At 68.9% G+C, this 23,967-nt stretch carries 26 protein-coding genes and 2 pseudogenes; 12 read left to right on the top strand and 16 right to left on the bottom strand.

Annotated features, from left to right (window positions below):
- The first annotated feature begins 328 nt into the window (after positions 1 to 328).
- The 4 genes and pseudogenes from ACI3ET_RS10695 to ACI3ET_RS10710 all read left to right on the top strand — a co-directional run bounded on the left by ACI3ET_RS10695 (position 329) and on the right by ACI3ET_RS10710 (position 1,786).
- A complete protein-coding gene (locus tag ACI3ET_RS10695; RefSeq protein WP_405033130.1) occupies positions 329 to 673 on the top strand; it encodes a YciI family protein in 345 nt (114 codons plus the stop codon).
- 10 nt (positions 674 to 683) lie between these two features.
- Positions 684 to 830 carry a hypothetical protein gene (locus ACI3ET_RS10700; protein ID WP_405033032.1) on the top strand — a complete coding sequence of 49 codons (147 nt, stop codon included), beginning with the start codon at positions 684 to 686 and terminating at the stop codon, positions 828 to 830.
- 69 nt (positions 831 to 899) lie between these two features.
- A pseudogene (locus tag ACI3ET_RS10705) lies at positions 900 to 1,511 on the top strand (DUF6596 domain-containing protein); the annotation flags it as partial.
- Between the two features lie 143 nt (positions 1,512 to 1,654).
- Positions 1,655 to 1,786 carry a YciI family protein gene (locus tag ACI3ET_RS10710; RefSeq protein WP_405033033.1) on the top strand — a complete coding sequence of 44 codons (132 nt, stop codon included), beginning with the start codon at positions 1,655 to 1,657 and terminating at the stop codon, positions 1,784 to 1,786.
- Positions 1,787 to 2,247: 461 nt separating this feature from the next.
- Here the strand turns inward: ACI3ET_RS10710 and ACI3ET_RS10715 are convergent, their stop codons facing one another.
- The gene (locus ACI3ET_RS10715; protein ID WP_405033034.1) at positions 2,248 to 3,516 is read right to left on the bottom strand and encodes an adenylate/guanylate cyclase domain-containing protein; all 1,269 of its coding nucleotides are present in this window, start codon (positions 3,514 to 3,516) and stop codon (positions 2,248 to 2,250) included.
- A 297-nt stretch (positions 3,517 to 3,813) separates the two neighbouring features.
- On the bottom strand, positions 3,814 to 5,226 hold the full coding sequence (locus ACI3ET_RS10720) for a hypothetical protein (protein ID WP_405033035.1): 1,413 nt from the start codon (positions 5,224 to 5,226) through the stop codon (positions 3,814 to 3,816).
- A gap of 530 nt (positions 5,227 to 5,756) precedes the next feature.
- Between ACI3ET_RS10720 and ACI3ET_RS10725 the strand changes: the two genes are divergently transcribed.
- The 5 genes from ACI3ET_RS10725 to ACI3ET_RS10745 all read left to right on the top strand — a co-directional run bounded on the left by ACI3ET_RS10725 (position 5,757) and on the right by ACI3ET_RS10745 (position 9,502).
- Positions 5,757 to 6,053 (top strand): hypothetical protein, encoded by a 297-nt coding sequence (locus ACI3ET_RS10725; protein WP_405033036.1) that lies wholly within the window; start codon positions 5,757 to 5,759, stop codon positions 6,051 to 6,053.
- Between the two features lie 269 nt (positions 6,054 to 6,322).
- On the top strand, positions 6,323 to 6,565 hold the full coding sequence (locus tag ACI3ET_RS10730; RefSeq protein WP_405033037.1) for an AbgT family transporter: 243 nt from the start codon (positions 6,323 to 6,325) through the stop codon (positions 6,563 to 6,565).
- A gap of 146 nt (positions 6,566 to 6,711) precedes the next feature.
- Positions 6,712 to 7,923 carry a glycosyltransferase gene (locus ACI3ET_RS10735; RefSeq protein ID WP_405033038.1) on the top strand — a complete coding sequence of 404 codons (1,212 nt, stop codon included), beginning with the start codon at positions 6,712 to 6,714 and terminating at the stop codon, positions 7,921 to 7,923.
- Positions 7,920 to 8,345: a hypothetical protein gene (locus ACI3ET_RS10740; RefSeq protein WP_405033039.1), complete on the top strand. Its 426-nt coding sequence runs from the start codon at positions 7,920 to 7,922 to the stop codon at positions 8,343 to 8,345. The genes ACI3ET_RS10735 and ACI3ET_RS10740 overlap by 4 nt, the downstream gene beginning before the upstream one ends.
- Positions 8,342 to 9,502, top strand: coding sequence for a glycosyltransferase family 4 protein (locus tag ACI3ET_RS10745; RefSeq protein ID WP_405033040.1), 1,161 nt, complete (start codon positions 8,342 to 8,344; stop codon positions 9,500 to 9,502). Before ACI3ET_RS10740 ends, ACI3ET_RS10745 begins: the two co-directional genes overlap by 4 nt.
- Before the next feature lie 224 nt (positions 9,503 to 9,726).
- On the opposite strand, the gene ACI3ET_RS10750 is transcribed toward ACI3ET_RS10745, so the two are convergent.
- From ACI3ET_RS10750 to ACI3ET_RS10765, 4 genes are all read right to left on the bottom strand, one after another.
- A complete protein-coding gene (locus ACI3ET_RS10750; protein WP_405033041.1) occupies positions 9,727 to 10,527 on the bottom strand; it encodes a sigma-70 family RNA polymerase sigma factor in 801 nt (266 codons plus the stop codon).
- A 32-nt stretch (positions 10,528 to 10,559) separates the two neighbouring features.
- Positions 10,560 to 10,853, bottom strand: coding sequence for a YgaP family membrane protein (locus ACI3ET_RS10755; protein WP_405033042.1), 294 nt, complete (start codon positions 10,851 to 10,853; stop codon positions 10,560 to 10,562).
- A 583-nt stretch (positions 10,854 to 11,436) separates the two neighbouring features.
- Positions 11,437 to 12,663, bottom strand: coding sequence for an MFS transporter (locus ACI3ET_RS10760; RefSeq protein WP_405033043.1), 1,227 nt, complete (start codon positions 12,661 to 12,663; stop codon positions 11,437 to 11,439).
- Positions 12,664 to 12,724: 61 nt separating this feature from the next.
- Entirely contained in the window at positions 12,725 to 12,850 is a 126-nt protein-coding gene (locus ACI3ET_RS10765; protein WP_405033044.1) for a hypothetical protein, read from the bottom strand.
- 574 nt (positions 12,851 to 13,424) lie between these two features.
- Here ACI3ET_RS10765 and ACI3ET_RS10770 point away from each other — a divergent pair.
- Entirely contained in the window at positions 13,425 to 13,853 is a 429-nt protein-coding gene (locus tag ACI3ET_RS10770) for a GlcG/HbpS family heme-binding protein (protein WP_405033045.1), read from the top strand.
- A 128-nt stretch (positions 13,854 to 13,981) separates the two neighbouring features.
- Complete coding sequence (locus ACI3ET_RS10775; RefSeq protein ID WP_405033046.1) at positions 13,982 to 14,683, top strand: aspartate/glutamate racemase family protein; 702 nt, start codon at positions 13,982 to 13,984, stop codon at positions 14,681 to 14,683.
- 710 nt (positions 14,684 to 15,393) lie between these two features.
- Here the strand turns inward: ACI3ET_RS10775 and ACI3ET_RS10780 are convergent.
- The 9 genes and pseudogenes from ACI3ET_RS10780 to ACI3ET_RS10820 form a co-directional block, all read right to left on the bottom strand.
- Positions 15,394 to 16,074, bottom strand: a complete 681-nt coding sequence (locus ACI3ET_RS10780; RefSeq protein ID WP_405033047.1) for a DUF4386 family protein — start codon at positions 16,072 to 16,074, stop codon at positions 15,394 to 15,396.
- Between the two features lie 4 nt (positions 16,075 to 16,078).
- Entirely contained in the window at positions 16,079 to 16,246 is a 168-nt protein-coding gene (locus ACI3ET_RS10785) for a hypothetical protein (RefSeq protein WP_405033048.1), read from the bottom strand.
- Entirely contained in the window at positions 16,247 to 16,360 is a 114-nt protein-coding gene (locus ACI3ET_RS10790; RefSeq protein ID WP_405033049.1) for a DUF4386 family protein, read from the bottom strand.
- 91 nt (positions 16,361 to 16,451) lie between these two features.
- Positions 16,452 to 16,835, bottom strand: a pseudogene (locus tag ACI3ET_RS10795) (DUF4386 family protein); the annotation flags it as partial.
- A 318-nt stretch (positions 16,836 to 17,153) separates the two neighbouring features.
- A complete protein-coding gene (locus ACI3ET_RS10800) occupies positions 17,154 to 18,785 on the bottom strand; it encodes an IS1182 family transposase (RefSeq protein WP_405033050.1) in 1,632 nt (543 codons plus the stop codon).
- Positions 18,786 to 19,284: 499 nt separating this feature from the next.
- Entirely contained in the window at positions 19,285 to 19,779 is a 495-nt protein-coding gene (locus ACI3ET_RS10805) for a hypothetical protein (protein WP_405033051.1), read from the bottom strand.
- Positions 19,780 to 19,938: 159 nt separating this feature from the next.
- Entirely contained in the window at positions 19,939 to 20,391 is a 453-nt protein-coding gene (locus tag ACI3ET_RS10810; protein WP_405033052.1) for an adenylate/guanylate cyclase domain-containing protein, read from the bottom strand.
- A gap of 381 nt (positions 20,392 to 20,772) precedes the next feature.
- Entirely contained in the window at positions 20,773 to 21,561 is a 789-nt protein-coding gene (locus ACI3ET_RS10815) for a hypothetical protein (protein WP_405033053.1), read from the bottom strand.
- A gap of 318 nt (positions 21,562 to 21,879) precedes the next feature.
- Complete coding sequence (locus tag ACI3ET_RS10820; RefSeq protein ID WP_405033054.1) at positions 21,880 to 22,146, bottom strand: class I SAM-dependent methyltransferase; 267 nt, start codon at positions 22,144 to 22,146, stop codon at positions 21,880 to 21,882.
- A gap of 222 nt (positions 22,147 to 22,368) precedes the next feature.
- Between ACI3ET_RS10820 and ACI3ET_RS10825 the strand changes: the two genes are divergently transcribed.
- The gene (locus tag ACI3ET_RS10825; RefSeq protein ID WP_405033055.1) at positions 22,369 to 23,031 is read left to right on the top strand and encodes a Type 1 glutamine amidotransferase-like domain-containing protein; all 663 of its coding nucleotides are present in this window, start codon (positions 22,369 to 22,371) and stop codon (positions 23,029 to 23,031) included.
- Here the strand turns inward: ACI3ET_RS10825 and ACI3ET_RS10830 are convergent.
- Complete coding sequence (locus ACI3ET_RS10830; RefSeq protein WP_405033056.1) at positions 22,941 to 23,615, bottom strand: transposase; 675 nt, start codon at positions 23,613 to 23,615, stop codon at positions 22,941 to 22,943. The genes ACI3ET_RS10825 and ACI3ET_RS10830 overlap by 91 nt on opposite strands.
- Positions 23,616 to 23,967 lie beyond the last annotated feature (352 nt).

Raw genomic sequence — 23,967 nt, forward strand, 5'->3', positions numbered from 1 at the left:
TCGACGCTTCCTCGGGACCGAGGCATCGCTCGTGCTCATCGCGCACCCTCCTACAGGTGTCACGAAGACCGTACAGATGTTGCTTGATCCTCAGCCCGAAACCGGACACGAACGCTGGAGCAACCCAGTGGTGACATGATCCATCAGAACTGGGCGCTGGGAGTGCCTTGGCCGAGTGGTGTTCCACCAAGCCTCGACCGTTTCCGCGGATCCTGGGCCCAGGTTGTCGGATTCGCGCCCGACCGTTCGTCGTCACCCTGACCCGTCGATGTGACCGGGTTCGATGCTCGTACCTCAACCCTGGAGAAAGAACGCCATGAAATACCTGATGCTGGTCTGTCGAGACGTCGACGACTCGCCCGTGCCCCCCACGCCAGACGACCGTGACGCTGCTCCCGATGTGGACCAGTGGTGGCAGTCGGCGAACGACGCCGGGAAGTACGTCATGGGTGACCGGCTGCGCCCCGCCGTCGAGGCCATGACCGTGCGTGTCCGCGGGGGTGAGCTGCTGGTGTCGCAGGGTCCGTTCACCGAGGCCAGCGAGCTCGTGGCCGGGTTCGACGTCCTGGACTGCGAGTCGATGCAGGAGGCTGTCGAGATCGCCTCCGGTCACGCCATGGCCTATGAGGGCGCCATCGAGCTTCGGGCGATGTGGCCGTTCGACGAGGGGTAGGGACGGGCAGATGAGCGCTTGCTCTGCGTCCTCGCTGGAGGCCGCCGTGCGGGCGGAGTGGCCCCTGGTCGTGGCTGGCCTGCTGCGCATCACGGGGGACTGGGCCCTCGCCGAGGACTGCGCACAGGACGCGACCGAACGGGCGCTGCTGACCTGACCGCGAGACGGGGTGCCTGACAACGCTGCTGCCTGGCTGACGTCGGTGGCTCGCCGCCGCGCCCTCGACGTGCTGCGTCGGCGGAACACCGAGTCCAGGGTTCTGCAGGCGTGGTCGGACTTGACCGAGGACACCGCCCCCACCTTCGACACCGGCAGCGGGTTTGCCGATGACCGGTTGCGGCTGCTGTTCACGTGTTGCCACCCGGACCTGAGCATGCAGGACCGGGTGGCGCTGACGCTGAGGGCCGTCAGCGGTCTGTCCACCAGTGACATCGCACGCCTTTTCCTGGTGAGCGGGCCCGCCATGAGCCAACGGCTGCTTCGCGCGCGCAAGCAGCTCGTCCAGTCGGGACTGACGCTGTCCGTCCCGACCATGGACCAGATCGAGGACCGGGTCGGCGCGGTGCTCGCCGTCATCTACCTGCTCTTCACCGAGGGGTACTCCGCGACCGACGGCGACGGGGTTCGTGACGAGCTGGCCGATGAGGCGATCGACCTGGCCCAGCTGGCCACGTGGTTGCTGCCCGGTCACGGCGAGGCGCACTCCCTGCAGGCCCTGGTCCTGCTGCAGCACGCCCGACGGCCGGCAAGGATGACACCTACCGGCACGCTCGTCGCCCTCGAGGACCAGGACCGGGCACGCTGGGACCACCTGCTGATCGCCGCTTGTCTGGAGTCGCTTCACCTGGCGCGAACTGCATCCGACACGCCCGACGGCGTCGTCGGTGTCTACCGACCTCAGGCGGAGATCGCCGCCCTGCACTGCACGCCACGGACACCAAAGACCACCAACTCGACGGTCCGTACCCGCAGGCAACGGAGGTGGTCGGCGGCTACTACCTCATCGAGGCACCCGACCTCCACGACGCGATGCGCCTGGCCGCCTTGCTGCCAGAACCCGGATCCCCATACCGCGCGGGGGTGGAGATCCGGCGAGTGATGGACCGCGGCTGACAGCCGGGTCGGGTCGGCATACGACTCAGGGCCAGGCTAGGCCCGCACCATCTCGGGCGGAGGTCCATCCTCCCGGTCTCGCGAATGTCAACGGCAGGTGAACAGACCGCGGGCGCACGGAACTCCGCGTACGGCTTTCAGCGACGGCGGCGTAGAGCTCGCGTTGTCCCACGGCAACGTGCCAGGAGGTTGCACAGCGACAGCGGGTCATGGCTGAACCGAGCCCACTCCCGTCCCATCGTCGTCATCGGAGACGTCGGGCATCTCAGCCAAGCTCTCGGAGGACAGGAGCCGACCGTCGACCAGCGGGCCAGCGAGCACCCAGCCACCCGAAGCCCGACACCACCAGGATGGCACCTACCCGGATCATCCCCTGCCCACCGCCTCCGACCGTGTCCTCTGAATGCATCCTTCGTCCGCGAAGCGTCCGGAGCTGTGGCCGCTCTGCGTGGGCAGAACACCTACTCTTCTTGGCGGTCCTCCCCTGCCACCGTGTCGGGAACTCGGCGGCGCGCCGCCTCGAGCAGAAAGGTCTCCATGAGACCTTTGCTCTTCACCACGGTGGCCCCCCTGGGCAGGACGACGAAGTGGTCCCCGAGAACGGCCGCGACACGAGCTGTGATGTGGATCTGCCCGGCCAGTGCGTGGGACTGCATACGGCTGGCAGTGTTGACGGTGTCACCCCACAGGTCGTAGATGAACTTGCGGCGCCCGATCACCCCGGCCACGACCGGACCGGTGTCGATCCCGATCCGGACGTCGAGCCACGTCTGCCCCGTGTCTGCGGCGACAGCGGCGATGTCTTCCCTCATCGCCAGAGCCATCCGGGCGACCGCCTCGACATGGCCGGGCCGTGCCTGCGGCACGCCCCCGGCGACCATGTAGGCGTCCCCGATGGTCTTGATCTTCTCGACTCCCTCGACACCGGCGCGGTGGTCGAACGCGGTGAAGATGCGGTCCAGGAGCGCCACCAGGTCCTCGGGCGCCATGAGCAGTGCATGCTCGGTGAAGCCCACCAGGTCGGCGAAGAGCACGCTGACGCTGTCGTGACGCTCGGCGATGACACCGGTCCCGTTCTTGAGGCGAGCAGCGATCGGCTCGGGGAGCACGTTCAGCAGCAGTCGTTCGGACCGCTCACGCTCGACCTCCAGAGCGCGGTGCACCCGAGCCCTCTGCTCCACGAAGTACGCAAGCATGACGTACGCGCTCACCGTGACTCCCAGGACGTTGAGAACGAAGAACCAGATGACGATGCCGCGCGGCAGGTCGGCCGCCTGCTGCACGAGAAGCGGGTCGACCACGGCCAGGACCGTCACCTCGCCGAGGAACGTCACCAACCACACCAGCGACTGCCGCACGCCCAGAAGAGCGAGGGCCGCGAGCGGCACGAACAGTGCCCACAGGACCATGGCGCTGGAGGCGACGAAGCCGCCGAGCGATGCCTGGAGCAGCGCCGGCAGGACGAGCATCGTGAGCAGCTGGGACGTGCGGAACACGTCGAATCGCCGTGTCCGCACCAGAGCGAGCAGTCCGATGAGAGTGACGAGCTGGTATAGCGCCGGGATCGCCGCCGATCGGGGATACCCGAAGGCCAGGTAGGTACTCACCCAGACCACCGAGAGCAGGGCGATGAGCACGGACGCGAGAATGAGGGTGCCCGCGCGGAGTCGTTCGTCGCGGGAGTCGCCCGGGCGCCCACCCAGCTCCGCCAGTCGGGCAACCAGCCTCACGACCCGTGGCTTCAACCGCCGCCACACAGGCGCACCCACGGGCTGAGAGGACACTGGTCAAGCCTACGAGTGACGTCGGTCGCGAACAATGACGGCTCCATCGAAGGCTCGTCCCTCGGCGAGCCTTCTCATGACCGATGTGAGTTTCGCCTCCGCCTGAGTGTCAAGGCTGACCTGGGTGTGCAACCTCGTGAGCTGCATCGCCGTGGTGGATCCTGCGGCCAACCCCGGCAACTCATGGAGTGCCCTGCACCTGTCCCCCACTTCCGGCCCCCGGCGGCTGCCATCCTTGCGAGATCAGAGCTGGTCAGGGGGCGGCAAGTCCTGGGCGGACCGGCTTCGGGGCGCGGGCGGTGGCGGCAGCGGCACTCCCCGCCTGGAGTTGAGCAGGAGCATGGCCTCGAACGCCACGTGCGCCACCTTCGTCCGCGACTCCTCGTCGAGCGCCTTGCGAGCGTCCCTGACGCTCGCCGCCGCGGCCTTCGCGGCCTCGTCGGCACCCGAGTCGACATGGGCGGCCTCGGCGTCGTCGTCGAGGTCCCGGCGGAAGTATGTCGTGTGGGCGGCGAGGAAGAGCTCCTGCCGTCGGTGCCGCCGCCGCGAGGTCAGGCGCACCTGAACGTCTTTCACGCCCCGCCCGAAGATCGGGGCCAGGGGCCCGCCCACCGGGTCGCCGAACACCCGCCGGACGGGGAACCACGCGTTGGACCAGGTGGTCGCCGCGAAAACTGCCCCGTGGTCGAGCACCAGTCCGGTGCGTCTGCGCCCGTCCTCGAGCTCGTAGGTGCGGGGGTAGAGGATGTCCCCCGTCGGGGGGCAGGTCGGGTACTCGCCCTCCTCCTGCCGCTGCCGCAGGGTGGCGCGCTTGCCGTCGAGCAGCAGCGGGGCGTGGGCCAGCGGTGAGCCGAGGGTCACGAAGTCCGTGACCAGCCACCGTGCTCCCCGTGCCCGCAGCTCACGCCACAGCCGCCGCTGCCCCTGCTGGAAGAGATCCACCTCGCCCCTGGTCGGCGTCGCCGGCAGGTCCCGCACGACCGTGCTGAAGCGCTTTGCCTCGTCGTTCGGCTCGGGGGTTGCGGGGTTCGGGTGCCGGAGCTCGTCAAAGGTGATGCGCAGGATGTCGAGGCCGATCACCGACCCCAGGCTGTGCCCGACCACCACGATTCGCTGGTAGGCCCCGGAGTCATGCAACGAGTGCAGAAGCTGCACCCCCTCCTGGCGGATCGCGTTCCGGGCCGTGACGTGTTCCGGCTTGGGGGTCAGGTAGCGGGCCGCGTCGGCGAGCACCCGGGTCACCACATACCCGGCCACCAGATTCACGACGGCGGCCACGGCGGCGAAGACGCCGCTCGCCCACCCGATCGCGCCGACGAACCCGTCCTCGCCAAACCGGCGCGCGAGCAGCCACACGATCGCGACGGCCAGTGCTACGACGCTGACCTGCAGGACACCCATGGCGCCGCGAAGCTGGGGGTCGAGGTGCCAGAAAGGGCGCCGGACGAGGAGGCGCAGAGCCCAGGCGAGCGTGGCGCCGAGCCGCCCGGGGCCGAAGTGGGGCGCCCAGTACAGCTCGAAGAAGTCCGTGGGGGGCCGGGAGGCGGTCCCCTCAGCCGCGAAGCGGCGCAGTTCATAGCCCTGGGAGAACCGGTCCGGCTTGTTTCTGAACTTGCGGACCCCGGCCGAGGCGAGTGCTCCCCGCAGCGTGTCCATGGGCTGCTGCTCACCGATGCCGTGAATGAGCACCACCGCCTGGCGAGGCGCGCCTTCCATTTGCGCAACATACCCCTGTTCCGGGGCGCTATGCGCACGGTCACACCGGCGCCGAACAACTGACCTTGCCCGTCACGTGCACATTCCTCAACGACGCAATGTGGAAGCCGCCAAAAGGCTTCTCGGCACCATCGAGCGGGTGGGCAACAAGGTCCCGCATCCGGTGCTGAATGTTCGGCTACCTCATCCTCCTCGTCATCGCCCTGTCCTGGGTGCTCAACCTCGCTGGGTGGTCGGTGACCGAGCAGATCGCCGTGCCGTCGGGGGGGCAGCGGCCGAGTACGACTACTACGAGGACACCACCGCCCCTGGCGTCATCCTTCCTGATTCACAGGACCCGACGACTGGGAGATCATCGCGGAGGACGTCGGCATCAACAGCCTCGTCTCGGTCGAGGGCGTGCCGTTCATCTTCTCGTCATTCGTCAACAACTTCGTCGGGTTCAGCGTCGTGGCCGTGGTCTCATCACGATGCTCGGCACCGGCGTCGCCGAGGAGGCGGGTCTGCTCGGATCGCTCATCCGCCGCCTCGTCCGCGGCGCGCACCCGCTGGGCTTTGACCCTCATGCTCGTCCTCGTCGGCGTGATCTCCTCGGTCGCCTCCGGCTTCGCGGGGTCGCAGCGATCTTCATGGTCAACATCATCTTCACGCCGACCGACGGCATGATCACGGAGATTGCCAACGAGTCGATCGCACTCGCCGGTGGCGGGCCGGTCACGATCGTCGCCACCTACTACTTCATGATTGCCACGTCGCTCCTCCTCTAGCCCGTAGCGGCCTTGGGTGACCGAACGCTATGTCGTACCCCGACTGGGGACATGGGTGCCGCCCGAGGGGAGCCGGGCCGCCCGGGCCGACGGAGGGATCGAGGCTGTGGCAGATCGGCGAGGGTCGCGCTTCGCGCTCATCGGCTGCTGTTCATCATCATGGCCGCCTTCCTTGTCTCGGGCGTCGCCTACGGCGTGGGGGCCGGCACGATGCGTAGCGCGAACGACGTCATCGCCGCCATCGTCAAGACCTTCCAGGGCTGGGCGCCATGGTGCTGATGCTGCTCATGATCAGCCAGCTCATCGCCTACTTCAACTGGACCAACCTTCCTCAGGTCATTGCGGGAAGCCTCGCCCAGCGGCTCGCGCTACGACAAGAAGTCCGGGACCGGTACCGTCATCGCGTGATGCTTCCCCACTCCGTCGTGATCTCCGTCGTCTGGGTCATCGTCTTCCTCGTGTGGTTCGACCTTGGTATCCCGCTCGGCCCCGGCTACCCACCGGCAGTCTGAGCGTGCCGGGCCAGGCTGAAGGCATGTCGACCGCCGCCACGACGAGGCCGCCGGCCACCCGCCGACGGCACATCTAGGTCCACGGTCGACTCGCCGTGTACCTCAGGATGATGACGCATCCGGCCTCCGTCCGTCACCATCAAGGCATGGGGATGTCCAGCAGCCGCCTGGGCACAGGTTCGCGCGCCGCCCGGCCGCGCCGTGTCCTACTGCTGACCGACTCCTACCGGCCGACCGTCAACGGCGTGGCCACCTCCATCGACGAGCTGCGCCAAGGGCTGCTCGACGCCGGGCACGACGTCCGCGTTCTCACCGTCGGCACCGTGCGGCGCACCACCTTCGACGGCAGCGTCTATCGGCTCCCGTCCCTGGACGCCAGCCACATCTACCCGCACGCCAGGGTCGGGCGCCCGGTCGACTCCGAGACCTTTGCCGACCTGGTCGCGTGGCGGCCGGACGTGCTCCACTCGCACACCGAGTTCGTGGCGTTCTGGTGGGCCCGCCGTCTGGCCGACCGGCTCGGCGCGCCGCACGTGCACACCTACCACACGCTCTACGCCGACTACACCCACTACTTCTTCCCGCACAGGGGCACTGGCCGCGCCCTGTGCGCCGGCTTCGCGCGGCAGACGCTCAACCGGACGACCACCGTGATCGCACCCACCGCCAAGATCGAGCAGCTGCTCCGGGGGTATGGGGTTCGCGTCCCGATCGCGGTCGTCCCCACCGGGGTCGACCTGACCCGGTTCACACCAGGTCCCCCCTCGGAGACGCTGCGGGACTCCCTCGGGCTGACCCCCGGCATACCCGTCATCCTCAGTCTGGGTCGGCTGGCAGCCGAGAAGAACGTGACCGAGACCATCGACCTGCTCGCCGGCGTCCGCGACGAGCCGTGGCAGCTGGTGCTCGCCGGTGACGGGCCGCAGGCCGGGGCGCTGCGCCGGCAGGTGGAGCGCCTCGCCATGACGGACCGGGTCCGCTTCGTCGGCGCCGTCGACCCTGCCCAGGTGCCCGACTACTACCGCCTCGCCGACGTCTTCGTCTCCGCCTCCCGCAGCGAGACCCAGGGTCTGACCTTCCTGGAGGCCCTGGCCAGCGGTGTCCCGGTGCTGTGCCGCGACGACGCGTCGCTGGACGGGATCGTGCAGGACGGTCGCAACGGCCGCCGCTACCGCGAGCCCGAGGAGTTCACCCGGGCGATGACCTGGGTGCTGCGCGACCCCGCGCTGCGTCGACGGTGGGCTCACGGGGCCCTGCAGACGGCATCTGGCTTCGGACGCGCCGCCTTCGTGGACGCCGTCTGCGCGACCTACGATCGTGCCCGCGGCTGCGTCGGGACCGCGGTGGGGGCAGCATGAGCATCGTCGTGGCGGCCGGCCGGGACACCGCCCGCATCACCCGTCCCGGCGCCGTCGGCACCGTTGTTGGCACCGCCGTCGGCACGGGCGTTGGCAGAGGAGCGACCCCGACCCGGTCACGGACGGTCACCACCTTCTTCCGCTGGTCGCGTCGCGCTACCGTCGTCGGCTGGCTGGGGTGGGCCGTGCTCGTGGTCTGGGGCGTCCTGGTGCTGACCTCGGTCGGGCGGCACCAGGACGTCCTCACCGGGGTCGGACCGTGGGCCCTGATGGTCTACGCGCTGGTCATCGCCGCCACCTGCCTGGGTTTGATCACCGCCGTACCCGTCGCCTCGGACGACCCGTTCTGCTACCTGGCGGGGATGTCAAAGATGCGCTGCCGCACCTTCCTCCTGCACCGCTTCCCCTGGTGGGCATCGTGAAGGGCGGGCATGTCGGCAACAACCTGATCGTCAACATGGCGAGCGAGAGCGACATCTCGGTGCAAGGGCACGGAGTGCACACGGCATACATCGAGCTGGCCACGGCACTGGAGCGGCGCGATGACATCACGCTGGTGCGAGGTGGCTATCGCGACAAGGTGGAGTGCGACGTCTACCACCTCCACACCATGGGGTCTTCCATGTGGCGGAAGATCCTCGACCCGACGGCGAAGAAGGTCGTATCGGCGCACGTGATCCCCGACTCGTTGATCGGTTCCATCCGACTGGCGAAGTACTGGCGTCCGGTCGCACGGCGCTACATGCAGTGGTTCTACAACAAGGCCGACACGGTCCTCGCGGTGTCGAGCGCGGTGGCACGGGTCCTCGAGGACGAGCTCAAGGTCCCGAAGAGCAAGATCGAGGTCCTCCACAACACCATCGACATGCGGGCCTACCGGACGACGCACGAAGCCCGGGCGTCGGCGCGCCGGCACCTGCACATCTCCGAGGGCGCGTTCGTCGTCGTGGGCGTCGGCCAGGTCCAGCCGCGCAAGCGGATCGACGTCTTCGACCTGCTCGCGCGTCAGCATCCGGACATGGTGTTCATCTGGGTGGGAGGAATTCCGTTCAAGCACATGGGGGCGGAGTACGGCTCGATGCGGCGCCTCATGGAGCGGGCACCGGACAACCTGCTCTTCACCGACGTGGTGCCGCACCCAGAGGTCAAGCAGTACCTGCAGGCGGCTGACGTCTTCTGCCTGCCCGCCGAGCAGGAGAACCACCCGATGTGCATCCTCGAGGCTGCCGGCGTGGGCCTGCCGATCGTGGCGCGCGACATACCGGAGTATGACGACACCTTCGGCGACGACATCTTCCGATGCGACGACGGGACGTTTGCCGCCGCCGTTGCCCTCCTGCAGCGTGACCGGTGCGAGTACGCGGGGTGGCAGCAGAGATCCGCGACGATCGCCGGACGGTTCGACAGCTCGGCGGGGGCCGAACGTCTGGTCGGCATCTATCGGGACCTCACCCCCCTCACTGCCAGGAGCAATGGCGCTCCTGTTTCAGCCCGGGAAGATGAGCACGTGGCGACGGAGCCGATCCCGGTCTGCGGGCTCGGGCCTGGCAGTGTCGTGCTTGAGCACCAGCAGGAGTAGCCCTCGGAGACCGAGGCGATGGTCGCGGTGTCCAGGCAGCCGGGCGTCTCGCGGGGGTCGGCCGGTCGGTGGGTCACCCAGGCGGGACGGGCGCTGGACCGAAACCTGAGGGGGAGCTGGTCAGCGACGCACTCCCGGGCTGCCGGAGAAGGGGGCCAGCAAGGGTGGCGAAGACGGCCTGTGCCAGGACGTGCATGCCTTGGCTGCGAAGGATGACGTGGTTCTCACGGCCCGGGGGGCGGCACGTCAGTGCGTGGTTCGACCGGGTCTTGCAGGCGATGGACCAGGGGAGGCGGAATCACCGAGTCAGGGTCTCGTTCTGCCAGGTCGTGGAGTGCCTCGGTGGTGGCGACGATAGCGGCGTACAGCGGAGGGCAGGTCGGGCATCTCTCCAGGTGCGTCTCCACTCGACGGGCCGAGGGACCGTCGAGATCGCCGTCGATGTACTCGCTGATCTGCTTGCGGGCCTCCCAGCACCGCAAGGGCACCCCTTTCAGGGCTTTGCGCCGCTCGTGTCCCCGTGCCAGCTCCGTAACCAGCATCATGCGGCCGCGCCGCAGGCGTTGCTTTGCCGCGGGCAGGCTCACTCCCTGCACTTGTGCGACCTCTCGCATGGTCATCCCTTCGGCGTCGTGCAGCACGACTGCGGTGCGGTAGGCGAACGGCAGGTGGGTCAGGGCTTCCAGCAGGTCGGCGCGGGTCTCCGCACGGGCAGCTACCTCGGTGGCGTCGACGGTGTAGCTGTCGTGCTGCCATCGTCGCTCGACCTCGTCGGCGACGACGTCCTGCGCGGGTACCTCACGGTCGCGCCGCATCGAGTCGACCGCGACGTTGTGCAGGATCCGGTGCAGCCAGGTGCTCAGCGAGGACTCGCCTCGGAATCCGGCCGCCCGCTCCAGCGCCCTGACCATGGTCTCCTGGACCAGATCCTCGGCGCGAGCAGGGTCTGTGGTGAGGGAGCGCGCGTAGCGAAGCAGCCCCGGTACCTCCCTCACCACACTGTCTCCGAACTCCTTGACGTCCATCCTCGGCAGGGTAGGCCCTCGCGGACTGCGGACTACCGGGTGACCGGTTTCGCCGCGTGGTCCCGGCTACCGTCGGTGCTGATGCTCAGCAAACGGTAGAGCGGGCAGAAGCCAACGGCCGCCGTCACCAGCAGCACCGCTGCCACGACGGTCAGCACGATGCCCGCCGCACTTGCCATTCCGAGCGAGAACCCCCACGCGACAGCACCCAGCCCCAGGAGGGTGCGGATGGCCCTGTCCACGGTTCCAACGTTGCGAGTCATGTTGTCCTCCAAGGTGTGACGTGACTGAGACGAACACCCCATAGACGATCGTGGCGCCCACATGGATACATGAGCCGGCTCGTGCGGAGGAAAGTGCGTCCATCCGCCGGCAAGGCGCGTCTCTTCGCCGCCTTCCGGCCATATCGGGAGCGCGCCCGCGGGATGCTCGCCGTCGTTGACCGAGGGTTGACCCTCCGATCGGAAAGCCTGATGCTGACGCGCGTCACTCCTCCTACAGACAACTGGTTGGAGCTGTTGTCGATGCCTGCCGGTGAAGCCGACCGCATCATCTGCGCCGACCGGCTCCGACCCACGCTCTCCGAGCGGGGACTCGTGGCTGAGTGTCGGACTGGCCCTGGGCGTGACGAAGCGGTCTTCGCAGAAATGCTTCAGTCCCTGATCGAGAGCGCTACCTGCTCGGGCTCAGCCGACGGCGCCCTCACGGTGACCGCCATCGCATGGTCGTCGCTCTGCACATGGCGCCGAGGCGGTCCGCGACATGCGCGGTCGTCTGCTCGCCGCGCACCCACCGACCTCCACATCGACTCGATCGACGTTGACAGCACCAATGAGAGGCCTACGCTCGCCGCGTGGACCGGACCCAGCGGGGGCGGAGTAACGGGGGCCGCCTCCCTGCGCCGAGGCGTCAGAGGGTCCGGAACCAGTCCCCGCAGGACAGTTTGCGCAGGGGCAGGAGCGCGAGCAGGGCGGCGGCCGAGGCCGCCAGGAAGACGACGGTGAAGCCCAGCGTCCCGGCCAGGATGCCGGTGATCAGGGGCAGGAGCGCAGCGCCGAGGTTGGCTGCCCCGAAGACGCCGGCGTAGAGGCTGCGCCGGGCGTCGGGCGAGATCTGCACCAGGGCCCCGTCGATGGCGATCTTGTGGGCCGAGACGACCGCCCCCGTCAGGAGGTAGAGCGCAGCGTAGACGCCAAGCGGGGCGGTGCCGGCCAGGAGCAGGGCGAGTGGGAACAGCACGGCGACGATCCCCATTTCCACCCGGAGGACCAGCCGGAAGCCTCCCCGGCCGATCAGCCGGCTCCATACCGGGCTGAACACCAGCATGCCGACGATCTGGACGAGCGCGAAGGTCCCCACCGTCCCGGCCGTCAGCGGGTAGCTGCGGTGGGCCAGTGCGGTGACCAGCGGAATCGAGGTGAATCCGAGGGCGCCGAGGTTGGCGATGAGGATCAGTGTCCGCAGGTTCTGGTCCTCCCGCAGCAGCTGCGGAGCCTGGCGCAGGGCCCCCAGAGTGGTGCCGCGCGGTGCGCCGGGCGTGGCCGAGGACGGCTCGACCAACCGCCAGAACCCGAGCGAGGCGAACAGCAGGAAGGTGCTCGCCAGGGCGAACAGCAAGACGTAGCCGTCCGGGAGGTCGGCGGCGCCCAGGAGCAACCGGACCGCCAGCGCCGAGACCAGCAGCCCCATCGTCGTGATCACCTGGCGACGGACGAAGAAGGCACGACGGTGCTCGACCCGCACCAGGGTCCCCACGAGCTCGGTGTAGGAGACGCCCGCGAAGGCGCCGCTCAGAGCGAAGAGGGCCATCGCGACGAAGACGACCGCAATGACTCGCGGGTCGGAGCCGAGCACGGCGATGCCCACCGCGGCTCCGGCCAGTGCGAGCACGCGCAGGTAGATGCCCAGGAGCAGGAAGGGCTTCTTGTGCTCCCGGGTCGACAGGAACCCGGCGAACAGCAGCTGCGAGACGAGAGGCAGCCCGATCATGATCGCGGTCAGGGCACCCACTGCGACGACGGTGCCGCCGGCGGCCATGACGAGCGCGGGCATCACCGTGTTCACCTCGGTGAAGCTGGTGGTGACGGCGAGGAAGAAGGCATGCCAGTAGAACGGCCGTCGCTGGTCGGTGCGCACCGGGGTCACCTCCGGAGGAAAGCCGGATCCCGACTGGGCCGCGGGGTCCGACGCGGGTGCCTCAGGCGCGCCCGATGACCGCGAGGAGGTCGTCGGGGTCGATGACCAGGCCGCTGACGGTGACACTCTTCTCCTCCAAAACCTCGTTGAGCATGTGGGAGCCCATGGGCCAGAGCGTCTCGTTCATGGGGTGTCTCTCCTGCCGGTGTGTGGGGGTTGGGGTGAAGGAGCGGGCCGCGACGTCAGCACCGGGCCAGGCGTAGCAGCCGGTCGATGGCAGGCCTGCCGAAGCCGACGACCGGCCGACCGTCGATCTCCCGGATCGGGACCTTCTGCTCGCACGGGTAGGTCCTGACGCGGCTGCACCAGGAGCAGGTGGGGTGGTGAACACGAGGACGCCGTGCTGACGCGGTCCAGCGTGCATCAGATCTCCTTCCGCCCCTCGAGAGTATACCCCCAGGGGTATGAGGCAGTTCTGTCGCTGATCGCGCGCTCCAGCCCCAAGCAGCGTCGCAGCACCTGACACCGCCTGCCTGAAGCGACGGTTGTGAGCCGGCAGAATCGGCCGATGACATCGTTGCGGGCAGGACGGGTGCAATGCAGCCGTGCAGCCGCATCAACCACGATTCAGGAACGGACCAGCGGGATACTCCGTGGGGGCGGCAAGTCCCAGAGTTCGCGCAGGTTCAGAAGCAGCACCTATAGGGTTCTTCCGTGCCGGGCTACGCCGCGCGGAGACCCCAGATCGAAGGAGCATCTCGATGAGCATCGACCTTGACGCAGCCCGTGGCCTGATCGCTGAAGTCCGCGCCGCCGCCCATGCACGTGGACTCAAGCCGCTCACGGTGGTGGTCCTCGACACTGGGGGCCATGTGGTGGCAGCCGAACGTGAGGACGGATCTTCGAACGGGCGTTTTGCCATTGCTCACGGCAAGGCACACGGCGCCATAGCCATGGGGCTGGGCTCGCGGGCGCTGATGGGCCGAGCCGAGCAGCAACCCCATTTCATCGCCGCCGTCACCTCTGCGGTCGGCGGTGCTCTGGTACCCGTGCCGGGAGGTGTGCTCCTGCGCGACACCGAGGGCAACCTCGTTGGCGCCGTAGGGGTAACGGGCGATACATCAGACAACGATGAAGCCGCGGCCGTTGAAGGCGTTGAAGCCATCGGGCTCACAGCCCAGACCGATTGACGCTGCGCTGTTCCGAGGCCGCTTCACGGTAGCGCCACGGTCGCTCGTGTAGGTAGTCCCACGGGCCGGCCAGGGACCCTCCGGGCGCCCCACCCCATCACGTACAGCTGCCCGGATAGCCTGCGCCCATGCGCAGAATCGGGCTGCTGGGCGGGATGAGCTGGGAATCGACGGCCGAGTACTACCGCCTGATCAACACGGAGGTCGCCACACGGCTCGGCGGGCTGCACTCAGCGCGGGTCATCCTCGGCTCTGTGGACTTCGCCGAGGTCGAGGCGTTGCAGGTCGCGGGCGACTGGGGCGCCGCCGGGGAGCTGCTGGCCGCCGAGGCAGCCCTGCTCGAAGCCGGTGGGGCCGAACTGCTGCTCATCTGCACGAACACGATGCACAAGGTGGCCGACACAATCCAGGCCGCCGTCGGGATCCCGCTGCTGCACGTGGCCGACGCGACAGCGGCCACCGTGGGCGACGCAGGCCTGACTCGCGTGGGCCTGCTGGGCACCGCGTTCACCATGGAGCAGGACTTCTACACCGCGCGCCTGGCGCAGCACGGCCTGGACGTCCTTGTGCCCACGGCGCGGGACCGGGCAGACGTGCACCGAGTCATCTACGACGAGCTGTGCCTGGGCGTGGTCCGCGAGAAGTCGCGGCACCGCTACCTGGAGGTCATCGACGCGCTGGTCGCCGACGGCGCGGAAGGGGTGATCCTGGGATGCACCGAGATCGAGCTGCTCATCGACCCAGACGATCCCCGCACCCAGGTACCCGTCTTCCCGACGACGCGCATCCACGCCCTGGCCGCGGTCGACGCCGCGCTCGCCCGGACCTGAGCGACCGGAGTCGACGATCCGGCCCCCACCGCCCGGCCCCCACACCAAGTGGGCGTCCCCGCCGGCACGCCACCGCTGGGTACCTGGGGTCGTAGCGCCGGTCGTCCCCGAACTGACAGAGGTGGACAAGGCGTCCAGCTGTCTTCGGGTTCCCTCCTTGTCCGCGGCCGTGGCGACAGCTCACATGGGTGGACCCGGAAGACTTCCTACCCCCCGGGTTTGACCCACCGACCTCCTTGCTCACCGACCATCTTCGGCTCGACCCCTCGGCCCGATCCTGACACCGTCCCCCCGGTCACCTCGTCGGCGCCCCATTCCGAGATCGGTCGAGCACTCACCCGGCACGAACTGGACACGTCCGCAGACAAGGTCAGCACCCGGCACGCCCGCCCCATCGGGGTCGGCAGCCGGCAAGGATGGCGGGTTGTCGTCCCCGCGTCACTCCCCCAGCCGCTGGGCGCGCCGCCGCGACCGCTGAGGGTGCGTGACACCGCGACTCCGCGAGAGTCGGATGTTGGCTCAGGCCGCTCGGATCGGCCACAGATGCCGATGGTCGTGACGTCGCGAACTCCGCCGATGAACGCGAGCCGCGCGAGCACGTGCCCCGTCAGCGCCTGCCCGCATCCGAGACCGGCTTTCCAGAGGCCCTGGTGAGGCGTGTCGCACTGCTGGTGGCGATCACGCCCACCGGTCACAGGTGCCGGTACCAGTCAGTGACCCGGCGCGGACGTTGTTGATCGGGGCCATGCCGTGACGACGCCGAACCAGAGGAACCACGCGATCATCAGCAGGCCGGCCCCCACCTCCAGCAGGCCCAGGCCCGGCACCGCCGAGAGCAACGCGGCGGTACCGACGGTGAGGCCGAGCCAGTTCAGCGCGCGCGGGAACGTTCTCGCTCGGAGCGCCCCCCAGCTCACCAGCAGCAGCCACACGCCGCCCAGGACGTCGCCGCCGGTTCCACCCAGGGCATCCGCGACGGGCTCGATCACCCGCCACACAGCCACCGCCTGCTCGGGAGCCGCGGCCTGCTGGTCCACGACCACGGACATGCCGTGGTCGAAGACCATCACGCTGGCCAGGAGGAGACCGGCACGGATCAGCCCGACAGCGCAGGCCACCTGGCTGGTGGCAGGAGCGTGCTCGTAGAGGTGCTGGTAGACCCCGAGGGTGACCACGATCAGCGCGAGCGCGACGAACTCGAAGGAGATGAGGTGCATCACGTACATGCTCGTGTGCTGCTCGACGAGGAGCGTGACCTTGTCCGCCGGGTCGGTGACGCTGGGGTAGTCCACCAGGAAGACGAAGTAGGGGATGGCAGCAAGGTAGGCGGCCGCGACGTACAACGCGGCGAAACCGCCTGCCCGCTTCAGGCGCGGCGCGTGAGGCTGCATGGTTCTACGACCCGTTCGGCGTCGGAGGGAAGTGGGGCTCCTGGTTGAAGCCCTTGGCGATCATCCAGATGGCTAGCACCAGCTCCTGCACGGCCAGGGGAACGACCAACAGGTTCAGCGCCGTGGAGTTGGCGCCGATGACTGCATACATCACGAGCAGGTGGGCGACCACCTAGAAGGGGATCGCCGCGAGCCCCCACACCGCGATCCAGCGGGGCACGATGCGCGACCGAAAGAGCAGAACGTAGAACATCACGCCACCCAGGCAGAACACGAGCGCGAGCACGGCGCCGACCTCGGCAGGCTCGGTCAGGAGAGCGCCCAGACGTACGCCTGCCGGTGGACGCCGTGCCCGGTCCTGCCGACATGACCTCCCCCAGTGGCAGGAGCAGCAGCAGGCTGATCGCGGACAGGACGTAGCAGGCCGTCTCGACCGCTCCCCGCACGATCAGATAGCCGATCGCCAGGACCTCGTCCACCCGGCGCAGCACCGGGAAGAGCACCACCGGGACGAACGCGAGCGACAGCCCCATGACGAGCACCAGCAGCGCGCCCGACACGACCCCGCCGGAGTGCTGCGCGCCGGCAGCAAACGGATCGGCCGCACCGCGCACCGGAGCCGTGGCGACCACGCTGAGGACCCCGGCCACGGTCCCGACGATGTACAGGATCCCAGCCGTCGTCGCAGCCGCCCTGTCCCCTCGCACACTGTGTCCGGTCACTGCCACCGAACCGGTCCCCACCCTGGTACTGGCGCCCATCACGCCTCCCCGGACGGCGGCGACCCTGGCTGAGCCGACAACCGCAGCCCAACTTCACCCTAACGCCGAACCCCCCTCGCGCGGGGGGCACAGCTCGAGAGAGCCGCGACCGCTGACCCCTAGGAGGGCGCTGAACAAGGCGCGATCTGGGGGCGCCTCGGTATGAGAGGGCGGGCGGAGCGCCGCCAAGACCGTCTTGCGGCAGTGAGGTCCGCACCCGTGGGTGCGACAAACGGGGCGTTCCGCCCGCCTGAGGCCATCCTGCGCTCGATCGGGGCGGCGTGGCAAGGGCCAGCGGCCCCGGTGGGGGTCCCACCCTCAGGCGATGGCCCAGGTCCCGTGCCGCTGGGTCAGTCCGAGGTTGAGGAGACGGCGCAGGTTCAGGCCGGCGGCTCGGTGGTGCAGCCAGGCGTCGTTCTTGGCCACGCCCCGGTAGGGCACGCGGCGTGCTCCTGTGGTGAGCCAGGCGATCGAGCGTTCGACCATCGGCCGGTGCTGCCGGTAGATCGCCTGGAAGTCGGGCTCGACGGCGCGTTGGCGGTGCTGCCGCTGGAGCTGGTGGTGCTCACCGAGGGTGACCTTACGACCGCGGGCCGCGGTGGTGCACCGGGCCCGCAGCGGGCAGTGTGTGCAGGCGGCGCCGAAGGTGACCTTCCCCTTGGGGCTGATCGCGCGGGTGGTCCCGGCCGGGCAGGTCAACGTCCCCGCGGCTGGGTCGTGGGTGAAGTCGTCCAGGGTGAACCCGTCCTCCACCGCGGGCCGCAGCGGCCAGGGCTTGAGGACCGGTGTCCACTTCTGGGCATCGAGCGTGGCGAGCATGGGACCGGAGGCGTAGGCGGAGTCGCCGAGCACCTGCACCGGCGCGTTGGGCGTGCCGGTGATGGTGGGGTCGGTGGTGACCAGGTCGGCACCCACGCTCGCGTCGGAGTTGTCGGTCCCGTTGGTCCGGGTCAGCTTGACCATCGTCATCAGGCCGGTGTCGGGCTCGACGACGACATGGGCCTTGAACCCGTCCTGGCGTCGTTCGCGGGTCTTGTGCGCGTGCCGGGCGTCGGGGTCGACGGTGGAGATCATCCGGTCCGGGACGGTCTTGCGGGCGATGCGCCACCGCCCGTCGGTGCCGTCGGAGCCTTCGGCGGGTTCGACGTCCTGCCCCGCGACCAACGCCAGCAGCGTGACCGCCTCGGCCGGCTTGCCACCCGCCTCGGACAGCAGCACCAGGCCGTCCGGTGCCCCGTGCTCGTCGTGGTGGGCGGCGTCGAGCGCGGCCAGCAACGCCAGGGCGTCGTCGACCAGCGCGGTGACCAGCTCCTCCCGGGCGGCCTCGTCGTCCCAGGCGATCCGCGGCTTGCCGGTGGCGCTGTAGTCGCCCCCGGTGAGCGCGGCCAATCGGGTGCAGCGCTCCGTTACCAGGGCGGTCGCGCCCGGCACGTCGCGGCCGACCCGGCGGATGCTGGCGATCAGCTGGGTGATCGTGTCCTGCCGGGCGACCGCGTCGTCCAGCACCGTGGAGTCCAGCGCCCGCCGGGCCCTGCCCGTGAGCGCGCCGGTGGTCGTGATGACCTCCCGCACCGCCTCGAAGATCCGCTGCGGAGACTCACTCGCCGCCAGACGCTTGCGCCATACCGTCAACGCCGTCGGGTGGAACCCGGCCCCGTCGACCGCGTACCCGCACGCCGCCTTCCAGCGCAGGTCGAACGTGAGCGCATCGACCGCCTCCCGGTCGGAGTGCCCGTACAAGGACTGCAGCACCAGCACCGAGGCGATGACCTCCGGCGGGATCGAGGGCCGACCCCGACCCGAGGGGAACAGGTCGACGAACATGCTCGGCGGGAACAGCTCCAGCCGATGCTGCGCCAGGAACGCGAACACGCTCCCCGGCACCAACAGATGCCCCGCCAACGCCTCCACGTCCAACAGCTCCCGCTGCCGATCAGCCTCACCCTGCATGAAACAAGGATCGCAACCGTGCCCCGATCAAGCCCGCGCGACGCGCTGATTGTTCAGCAGGGTCCTAGGCACACCGGCTGACCCAAGCGCCGCGCCCACTGCGGGGGCCACCTGCTCAACAGGGCCGCCGGCGAACCTCCGCGACCAGAACGACCTCTTGTGCCGCCGACAGTGATGGCCTCCCGTTCGGCATGGCAGGGTGAGACCCGTGTCGAGGGAAAGTGCTGGGGTGTCAGAAGACAACCGCACGAGCAGCTGGAGGGTCGTGCTCTTCGGCTCCGCAGCCGCTGGGTCTGCCTCGATCGTCGGGGCGATCGTTCAGGATCTGACGGGGTCACACCTCCTGCGAATCGTGACGATAGCCGTCGTCATCGCGGTGGTCATGGCTCTCGGTCGTCCTTACGTCGAGACGCACCAAGGGGATGACAAACGCCTTGTCTTGCCGCTCTGCGTCCCATGTGTCCCGTGATGCGGTACCCCGGTGTCGAGTCTGCGTGTGTCAGCAGGCCCAGGTGTAGGTGCGTTCCTCCGTGGTGAGCCACGTGGTCAGGTCTCCGCTGTCGGACTCGAACAGCGCAAGCCCGTCGGTAAAGACGGTGACCTCTCCTGTGTCGTCGCCGGGTCCTGGTGCAACGACCATCGGAACGTGGATCCCACCCCTCAGGGTCATCATCGGCACCTCGGCAGGGATCGCAGAACTACCCACGCTCGTGAACCGTTCGGGCGAGGCCGGGCCCACTGAGCTTTCCGGGTCGCGGCCCTGGTCCAGGATGTCCTGCTCGTCCGGGAGGAGCTGGTACCAGGTGGTGCCGTTCAGGTCGAGCACCTCGTTGCCGCAGGCCGGGTAGAACGCGACGTCCTCATAGACCTGCACAACCGCTCCGTGCCCGCCAGGGGTAGCTGTGGTTGCAGCCGGAGACAGGTCACCACAACTCCACAGCACCAGCGCGGCCGCGCCCGCGGACAAGGCTGCGCCAACGTTGGTCACCATCATGGAGGTCGGACGCCGGACGAGCCCGCCTCGTTCCCTTGGATCCACTGCCGGTGTCGGTGAACGTCCGGAAATGCCCCATCGAGGTTGCCTCGAAGGTGTGGCCAAGGGGCGCCCGAGGGAGCAGCGAGGCGAGCCGGGATGCCTCTTGCGCAATTCCTTTCATGGCGAGCGACCTGATGCAGGGCTCACCACCGCGTACATGTCCGTCATTCCTATCCCCTCACCCTTGAGGTCCTTTGCGCCCAGCGGCTCGAACTTCGAGGAGCCCACGATGCCAGCCACTGTGCTGCCGGTGTTCCACCCCACCCGCAGCTGAAAAGGCGTGCCGAGCTCAGCATCAAGCGAAGGCATCGCCGCCACCATCGCCAACGCCAGGTCGCAGGCATGCGCGACATGGTCGGGATCGGGGTCGGGCAGCCCCCAGGCGGCCAGGTAGCCGTCGGCGATCGCTTGATCTTCTCCGCCCGGTGCTTGAGGGAAAGCGTCGAAGCGGGAGAAGATCGTGTTCAGCTCTCCGACGATGCGGGCGGAGTCCTTGCCCTTGGAGTGGGCCGTGAACCCCACGAGGTCGGCGAAGACGACGCTGCATTGCTCGTGCCGGTCGGCGATCATGCCGGGGCTGGTCTTAGGTCGGCCGGCGATCGTCTCGGGCAGAGATGTTGAGCAGCGTGGCCCCGGCGCGAGCTCGTTCAGCGGCAAGCCACCCCAGGAAGTACCCGAAACATCGGCACGAGCATGAAGAAGGAACCGGCGAAGACGGTGACGAACAATATGGTCGACAGAGGCGCCGCCGGAGCCGGTCGGGAAGCTGCCAGCGCCGCGTCGTTCATGCCCAGGACGACGGGACCCCGCAGTAGCCCAGCGCCAGGAAGCCCGGTCGCAGCTCGACGCAGCACGAGGTCCGTCCGGTCCACAGCGGAGGCGTCGTCGACGCCTAGGAACTGAAACCACGCGACGAGGACTACCACACGTCCGGTTCTGCCGAGGTGGCATCTATGCGCTGTCGGTCTTGTTCTGGGTGTCGAGCGTCGTGGTCAGTTCGCGGATCGCTGCGACGATGGCGGGGTCGGTGTCGTGGTGAGCGGTGAGCCATGCCAGCACTGCTCGTGCGGCGTCGAGGTTGCCGGTGTAGCCCGGGACCATCCGGTGCAGCGGTAGGCCGCGGGGTAGTCGTGCTCGCTCGATGCGGCGGGTCGCCTCGAAGTGGTCCGGGTGGTCCAGCGTCGTGGCGGGGTCGAGCCGCACCAGCGCCAGGACGCGGTCGACGGCGTAGACCTGGATGAACCGCATGGCGGCCAGGTGCTCACCCCGCAGCTCGCGGTGCAGACCGACGTAGAGGTTGGTCAGGGGCTCGTTGAGGTGGAAGCCGACGGTGTCGATCGCGGTGGCGGCCGGCACCGCCGCGCCGAGGGCGAGCGGGTCGTAGCATCCACGTGACCAGACCACCCGGGCCCCGGTGAACGGCAGGGCCGCGACCTGGTCCGGGGTGAAGATCGCGTACTCCAGGAACAGCCCGTCCGCCAGCAGTGCCTTCCTCCCGTTCGGGTCGTTGACCAAGCTGTACGCGACGTTGCCACCGAAGCCCTGGAGCCAGCTGGTGTCCTGCAGGTACCGGTGCTTGCTGTCGGGGGTGTCGATGATGAGGAAGAAGTCGATGTCGGAGTGGTCGTCGAACCGGTGCGTCTCGGCGCCGGCCGAGCCCAGGCCGAGGACCGCCTGCACGTGCGGGTCCGTGGCCAGGTGCGCGGCGAGGCGGTCCAGCCGGAGCAGGTTGGGGTGCATGCCGTTCATCCTCCGAGTGGGCCGGGGCCGGTGGCCAGCTGCCCCACCCCGAGGCCGGCACCGGCGTGGGGGAAGAACCGCTCTTCGTCGATCGCCTTGGCCCCAGTAGACGGGGTCGGGAAGTGGTCGAACCCTCACGTCGTCACGGACCGTGCGCACGATGCGCTCACACTCGGCGGTAGTCACACCCGCACCGGCGGACCAGTTTCCGTCGACGAGGACCACGGTTCCACGCGGGCCCCGGAGGTCGGCCCATCGCGCGATCGCCTGAGGCGGTCCGGCAGAGCCCACAGCAGGTGTCGGCACAGGACGACGTCGTCACCGGGGGTCGAGTGCAGGGCTGGCCGCGTCTCCGACCACGAACTGAGCCTCGGGAACCTTGACGCGGGCACGGCGAATCATCTCCGGCGAGAAGTCGAACCCACCGACGCCGTAACCCGCGTCGGTGAGCAACCGAGTGAGCGTGCCGGTGCCACAACCCAGCTCGGCGACCCGAGCCGGCGCCGACGGAAGCACATCGAGCAGGAGCCTCACGCCACGCCGCTCGCACACCAGGGTCGCCCAGTCCGTGGTCCGGCTCGTCATCGAAGTTCGCGGCCTCGTCGTTCCACAGCTCCCGATTCACCTGCGGCAACCCATGGGGCAAGCGGCGTTGCTGGCTACGCACTCCTCTGCCGCCTGGAGGGCACTGATCTTCGGCGTGTCAGACGAGGCTTAGGAGAAAGTCGCGGCGCCTACGATGACTTCCAGTGTGGAGCCCGGGTCATCAGGTGCATCTACCTTCCTCACAAGAACCGCGGAGGCGCCTTGAAGCTGCTGCTGACGTCGGGCGGCGTCACGAACCCCAGCATTCACACGGCTCTCGTCCAGCTTCTCGGCAAGCCGGTCGCCGAGTGTCATGCGCTTGTCGTACCGACAGCACAGTGGGGTCACCCGCTGTGTGGTCCGACGTCTGTGCGCGGCCTTCTGGCCGCCGAGGACGGGTGGCAGCACCTCTCCGGCCTGGGCTGGGCGTCGCTGGGCGTCCTCGAGCTCACCGCGTTGCCCACCATCGGCGCAGAGCGATGGGTCCCCTGGGTCCGGGAGGCAGACGTCCTCCTGGTCGACGGCGGGGACGCGACGTACCTGTGCCATTGGATGCAGCAGTCCGGCCTGGCCGACCTGCTGCCGTCCCTGCCCGGCACGGTGTGGGTCGGAGTGAGCGCCGGAAGCATGGTGATGACACCCCGGGTCGGGGACGTCTTCGTGGAGTGGCCGTCCGCACCGGATGACCGCACCTTGGGGATGGTGGACTTCTCGATCTTCCCGCACCTGGACGCCTTCCCGACGAACACCCTCGCCCACGCACAGCAGTGGGCCGCCGACATCGGCATCCCGTCCTACGCCATCGACGAGCAGACGGCCATCAAGGTCGTCGACGGCACAGTCGAGGTGGTCTCCGAAGGCCGATGGACAAAGTTCGGGTCGTAACCGCCCCGCCAACTGGGACCGACGCCTCGTGGGACGTGACGCCTACCTGTGCAGCGGTCCCCCCTGTTGATCTGTCGGTTGCCCTTGCGGGAGAGCCGGTGGCGGGTGTGGTCCCCGGAGGAGGCGTCGATCGGGGCGCTGCCGTTCCAGGAGGCGAAGTGGTTGCGGTCGGGGAACCGGGTGACGTCGCCGACCTCGGCGAGCAGCCGGGCGGCACCGGACGGGCCGATGCGCTGCAGGTCCAGCAGGGTGGTGCCGGTCGCCTTGACCAGCGCCTTCAGCTCCTTGTCCGCGGCCTGGCTGCGCCCGTAGATCGTGGCCAGGTCGGCCACGAGCTCGGCGGCGTGGGCCTTGCGGACCTTGCCCGCAGCGGTGCTCGGACGGACCTTGCGCAGGAGCCCCTTGGCCTGGGCCGCGGACAGCGACCGCTTGGCCCCGCCAGGGATGAGCTCGAGCAGGAGCTTGTGCAGCCGGGACACCTTGCGGGTGTGCTCACGACCCAGCGAGGCACGCCGGTCCACGCACATCCGCAGCACCTCCAGCTGCTCGTCGGCCACGACCGGACGCAGCCCGGACAAACGCACCCCGACCAGGGCGATGGAGTGGGCATCGGTCGCGTCGGTCTTGCGGCCCTGCCCCGGTGGCGAAGACCCGCACCCGCGCGGACATCTTCGCCGGCACGTCGACCACGAACTCACCGTCGGCGACCAGCCGGTCGGCGACGTGCTTGCCGATCCCGGCGCAGCCCTCGACCGCCCAGACCCATCCGCGGTCATCACCTCGATCGTCACGCTGCGCTTGTGCGGGTCCATCCCGATCACGACCCGCGCAACCTCGATGTCCATTGCTCTGCTCCCTTGCTCGTGCCAACAGGTGGTGTCGAGCCGGGAGGGCACCGCTACGTACGGCTGGGCATACCACTCTCGAGCCTCTCCC

Source organism: Ornithinimicrobium jinqii (assembly GCF_045032595.1).
GTDB lineage: Bacteria > Actinomycetota > Actinomycetes > Actinomycetales > Dermatophilaceae > Ornithinicoccus.

Coding starts and splice junctions, on each gene's coding strand:
- ACI3ET_RS10755 (WP_405033042.1), bottom strand. CDS start 10,853: ATGTGGGCGCCACGATCGTCTATGGGGTGTTCGTCTCAGTCACGTCAC.
- ACI3ET_RS10780 (WP_405033047.1), bottom strand. CDS start 16,074: ATGCAGCCTCACGCGCCGCGCCTGAAGCGGGCAGGCGGTTTCGCCGCG.
- ACI3ET_RS10750 (WP_405033041.1), bottom strand. CDS start 10,527: ATGGACGTCAAGGAGTTCGGAGACAGTGTGGTGAGGGAGGTACCGGGG.
- ACI3ET_RS10765 (WP_405033044.1), bottom strand. CDS start 12,850: ATGAACGAGACGCTCTGGCCCATGGGCTCCCACATGCTCAACGAGGTT.
- ACI3ET_RS10815 (WP_405033053.1), bottom strand. CDS start 21,561: ATGCACCCCAACCTGCTCCGGCTGGACCGCCTCGCCGCGCACCTGGCC.
- ACI3ET_RS10730 (WP_405033037.1), top strand. CDS start 6,323: ATGGTGCTGATGCTGCTCATGATCAGCCAGCTCATCGCCTACTTCAAC.
- ACI3ET_RS10740 (WP_405033039.1), top strand. CDS start 7,920: ATGAGCATCGTCGTGGCGGCCGGCCGGGACACCGCCCGCATCACCCGT.
- ACI3ET_RS10805 (WP_405033051.1), bottom strand. CDS start 19,779: ATGATGGTGACCAACGTTGGCGCAGCCTTGTCCGCGGGCGCGGCCGCG.
- ACI3ET_RS10695 (WP_405033130.1), top strand. CDS start 329: ATGCTGGTCTGTCGAGACGTCGACGACTCGCCCGTGCCCCCCACGCCA.
- ACI3ET_RS10800 (WP_405033050.1), bottom strand. CDS start 18,785: ATGCAGGGTGAGGCTGATCGGCAGCGGGAGCTGTTGGACGTGGAGGCG.
- ACI3ET_RS10775 (WP_405033046.1), top strand. CDS start 13,982: ATGCGCAGAATCGGGCTGCTGGGCGGGATGAGCTGGGAATCGACGGCC.
- ACI3ET_RS10735 (WP_405033038.1), top strand. CDS start 6,712: ATGGGGATGTCCAGCAGCCGCCTGGGCACAGGTTCGCGCGCCGCCCGG.
- ACI3ET_RS10770 (WP_405033045.1), top strand. CDS start 13,425: ATGAGCATCGACCTTGACGCAGCCCGTGGCCTGATCGCTGAAGTCCGC.
- ACI3ET_RS10720 (WP_405033035.1), bottom strand. CDS start 5,226: ATGGACACGCTGCGGGGAGCACTCGCCTCGGCCGGGGTCCGCAAGTTC.
- ACI3ET_RS10700 (WP_405033032.1), top strand. CDS start 684: ATGAGCGCTTGCTCTGCGTCCTCGCTGGAGGCCGCCGTGCGGGCGGAG.
- ACI3ET_RS10820 (WP_405033054.1), bottom strand. CDS start 22,146: ATGACGAGCCGGACCACGGACTGGGCGACCCTGGTGTGCGAGCGGCGT.
- ACI3ET_RS10810 (WP_405033052.1), bottom strand. CDS start 20,391: ATGATCGCCGACCGGCACGAGCAATGCAGCGTCGTCTTCGCCGACCTC.
- ACI3ET_RS10725 (WP_405033036.1), top strand. CDS start 5,757: ATGCTCGGCACCGGCGTCGCCGAGGAGGCGGGTCTGCTCGGATCGCTC.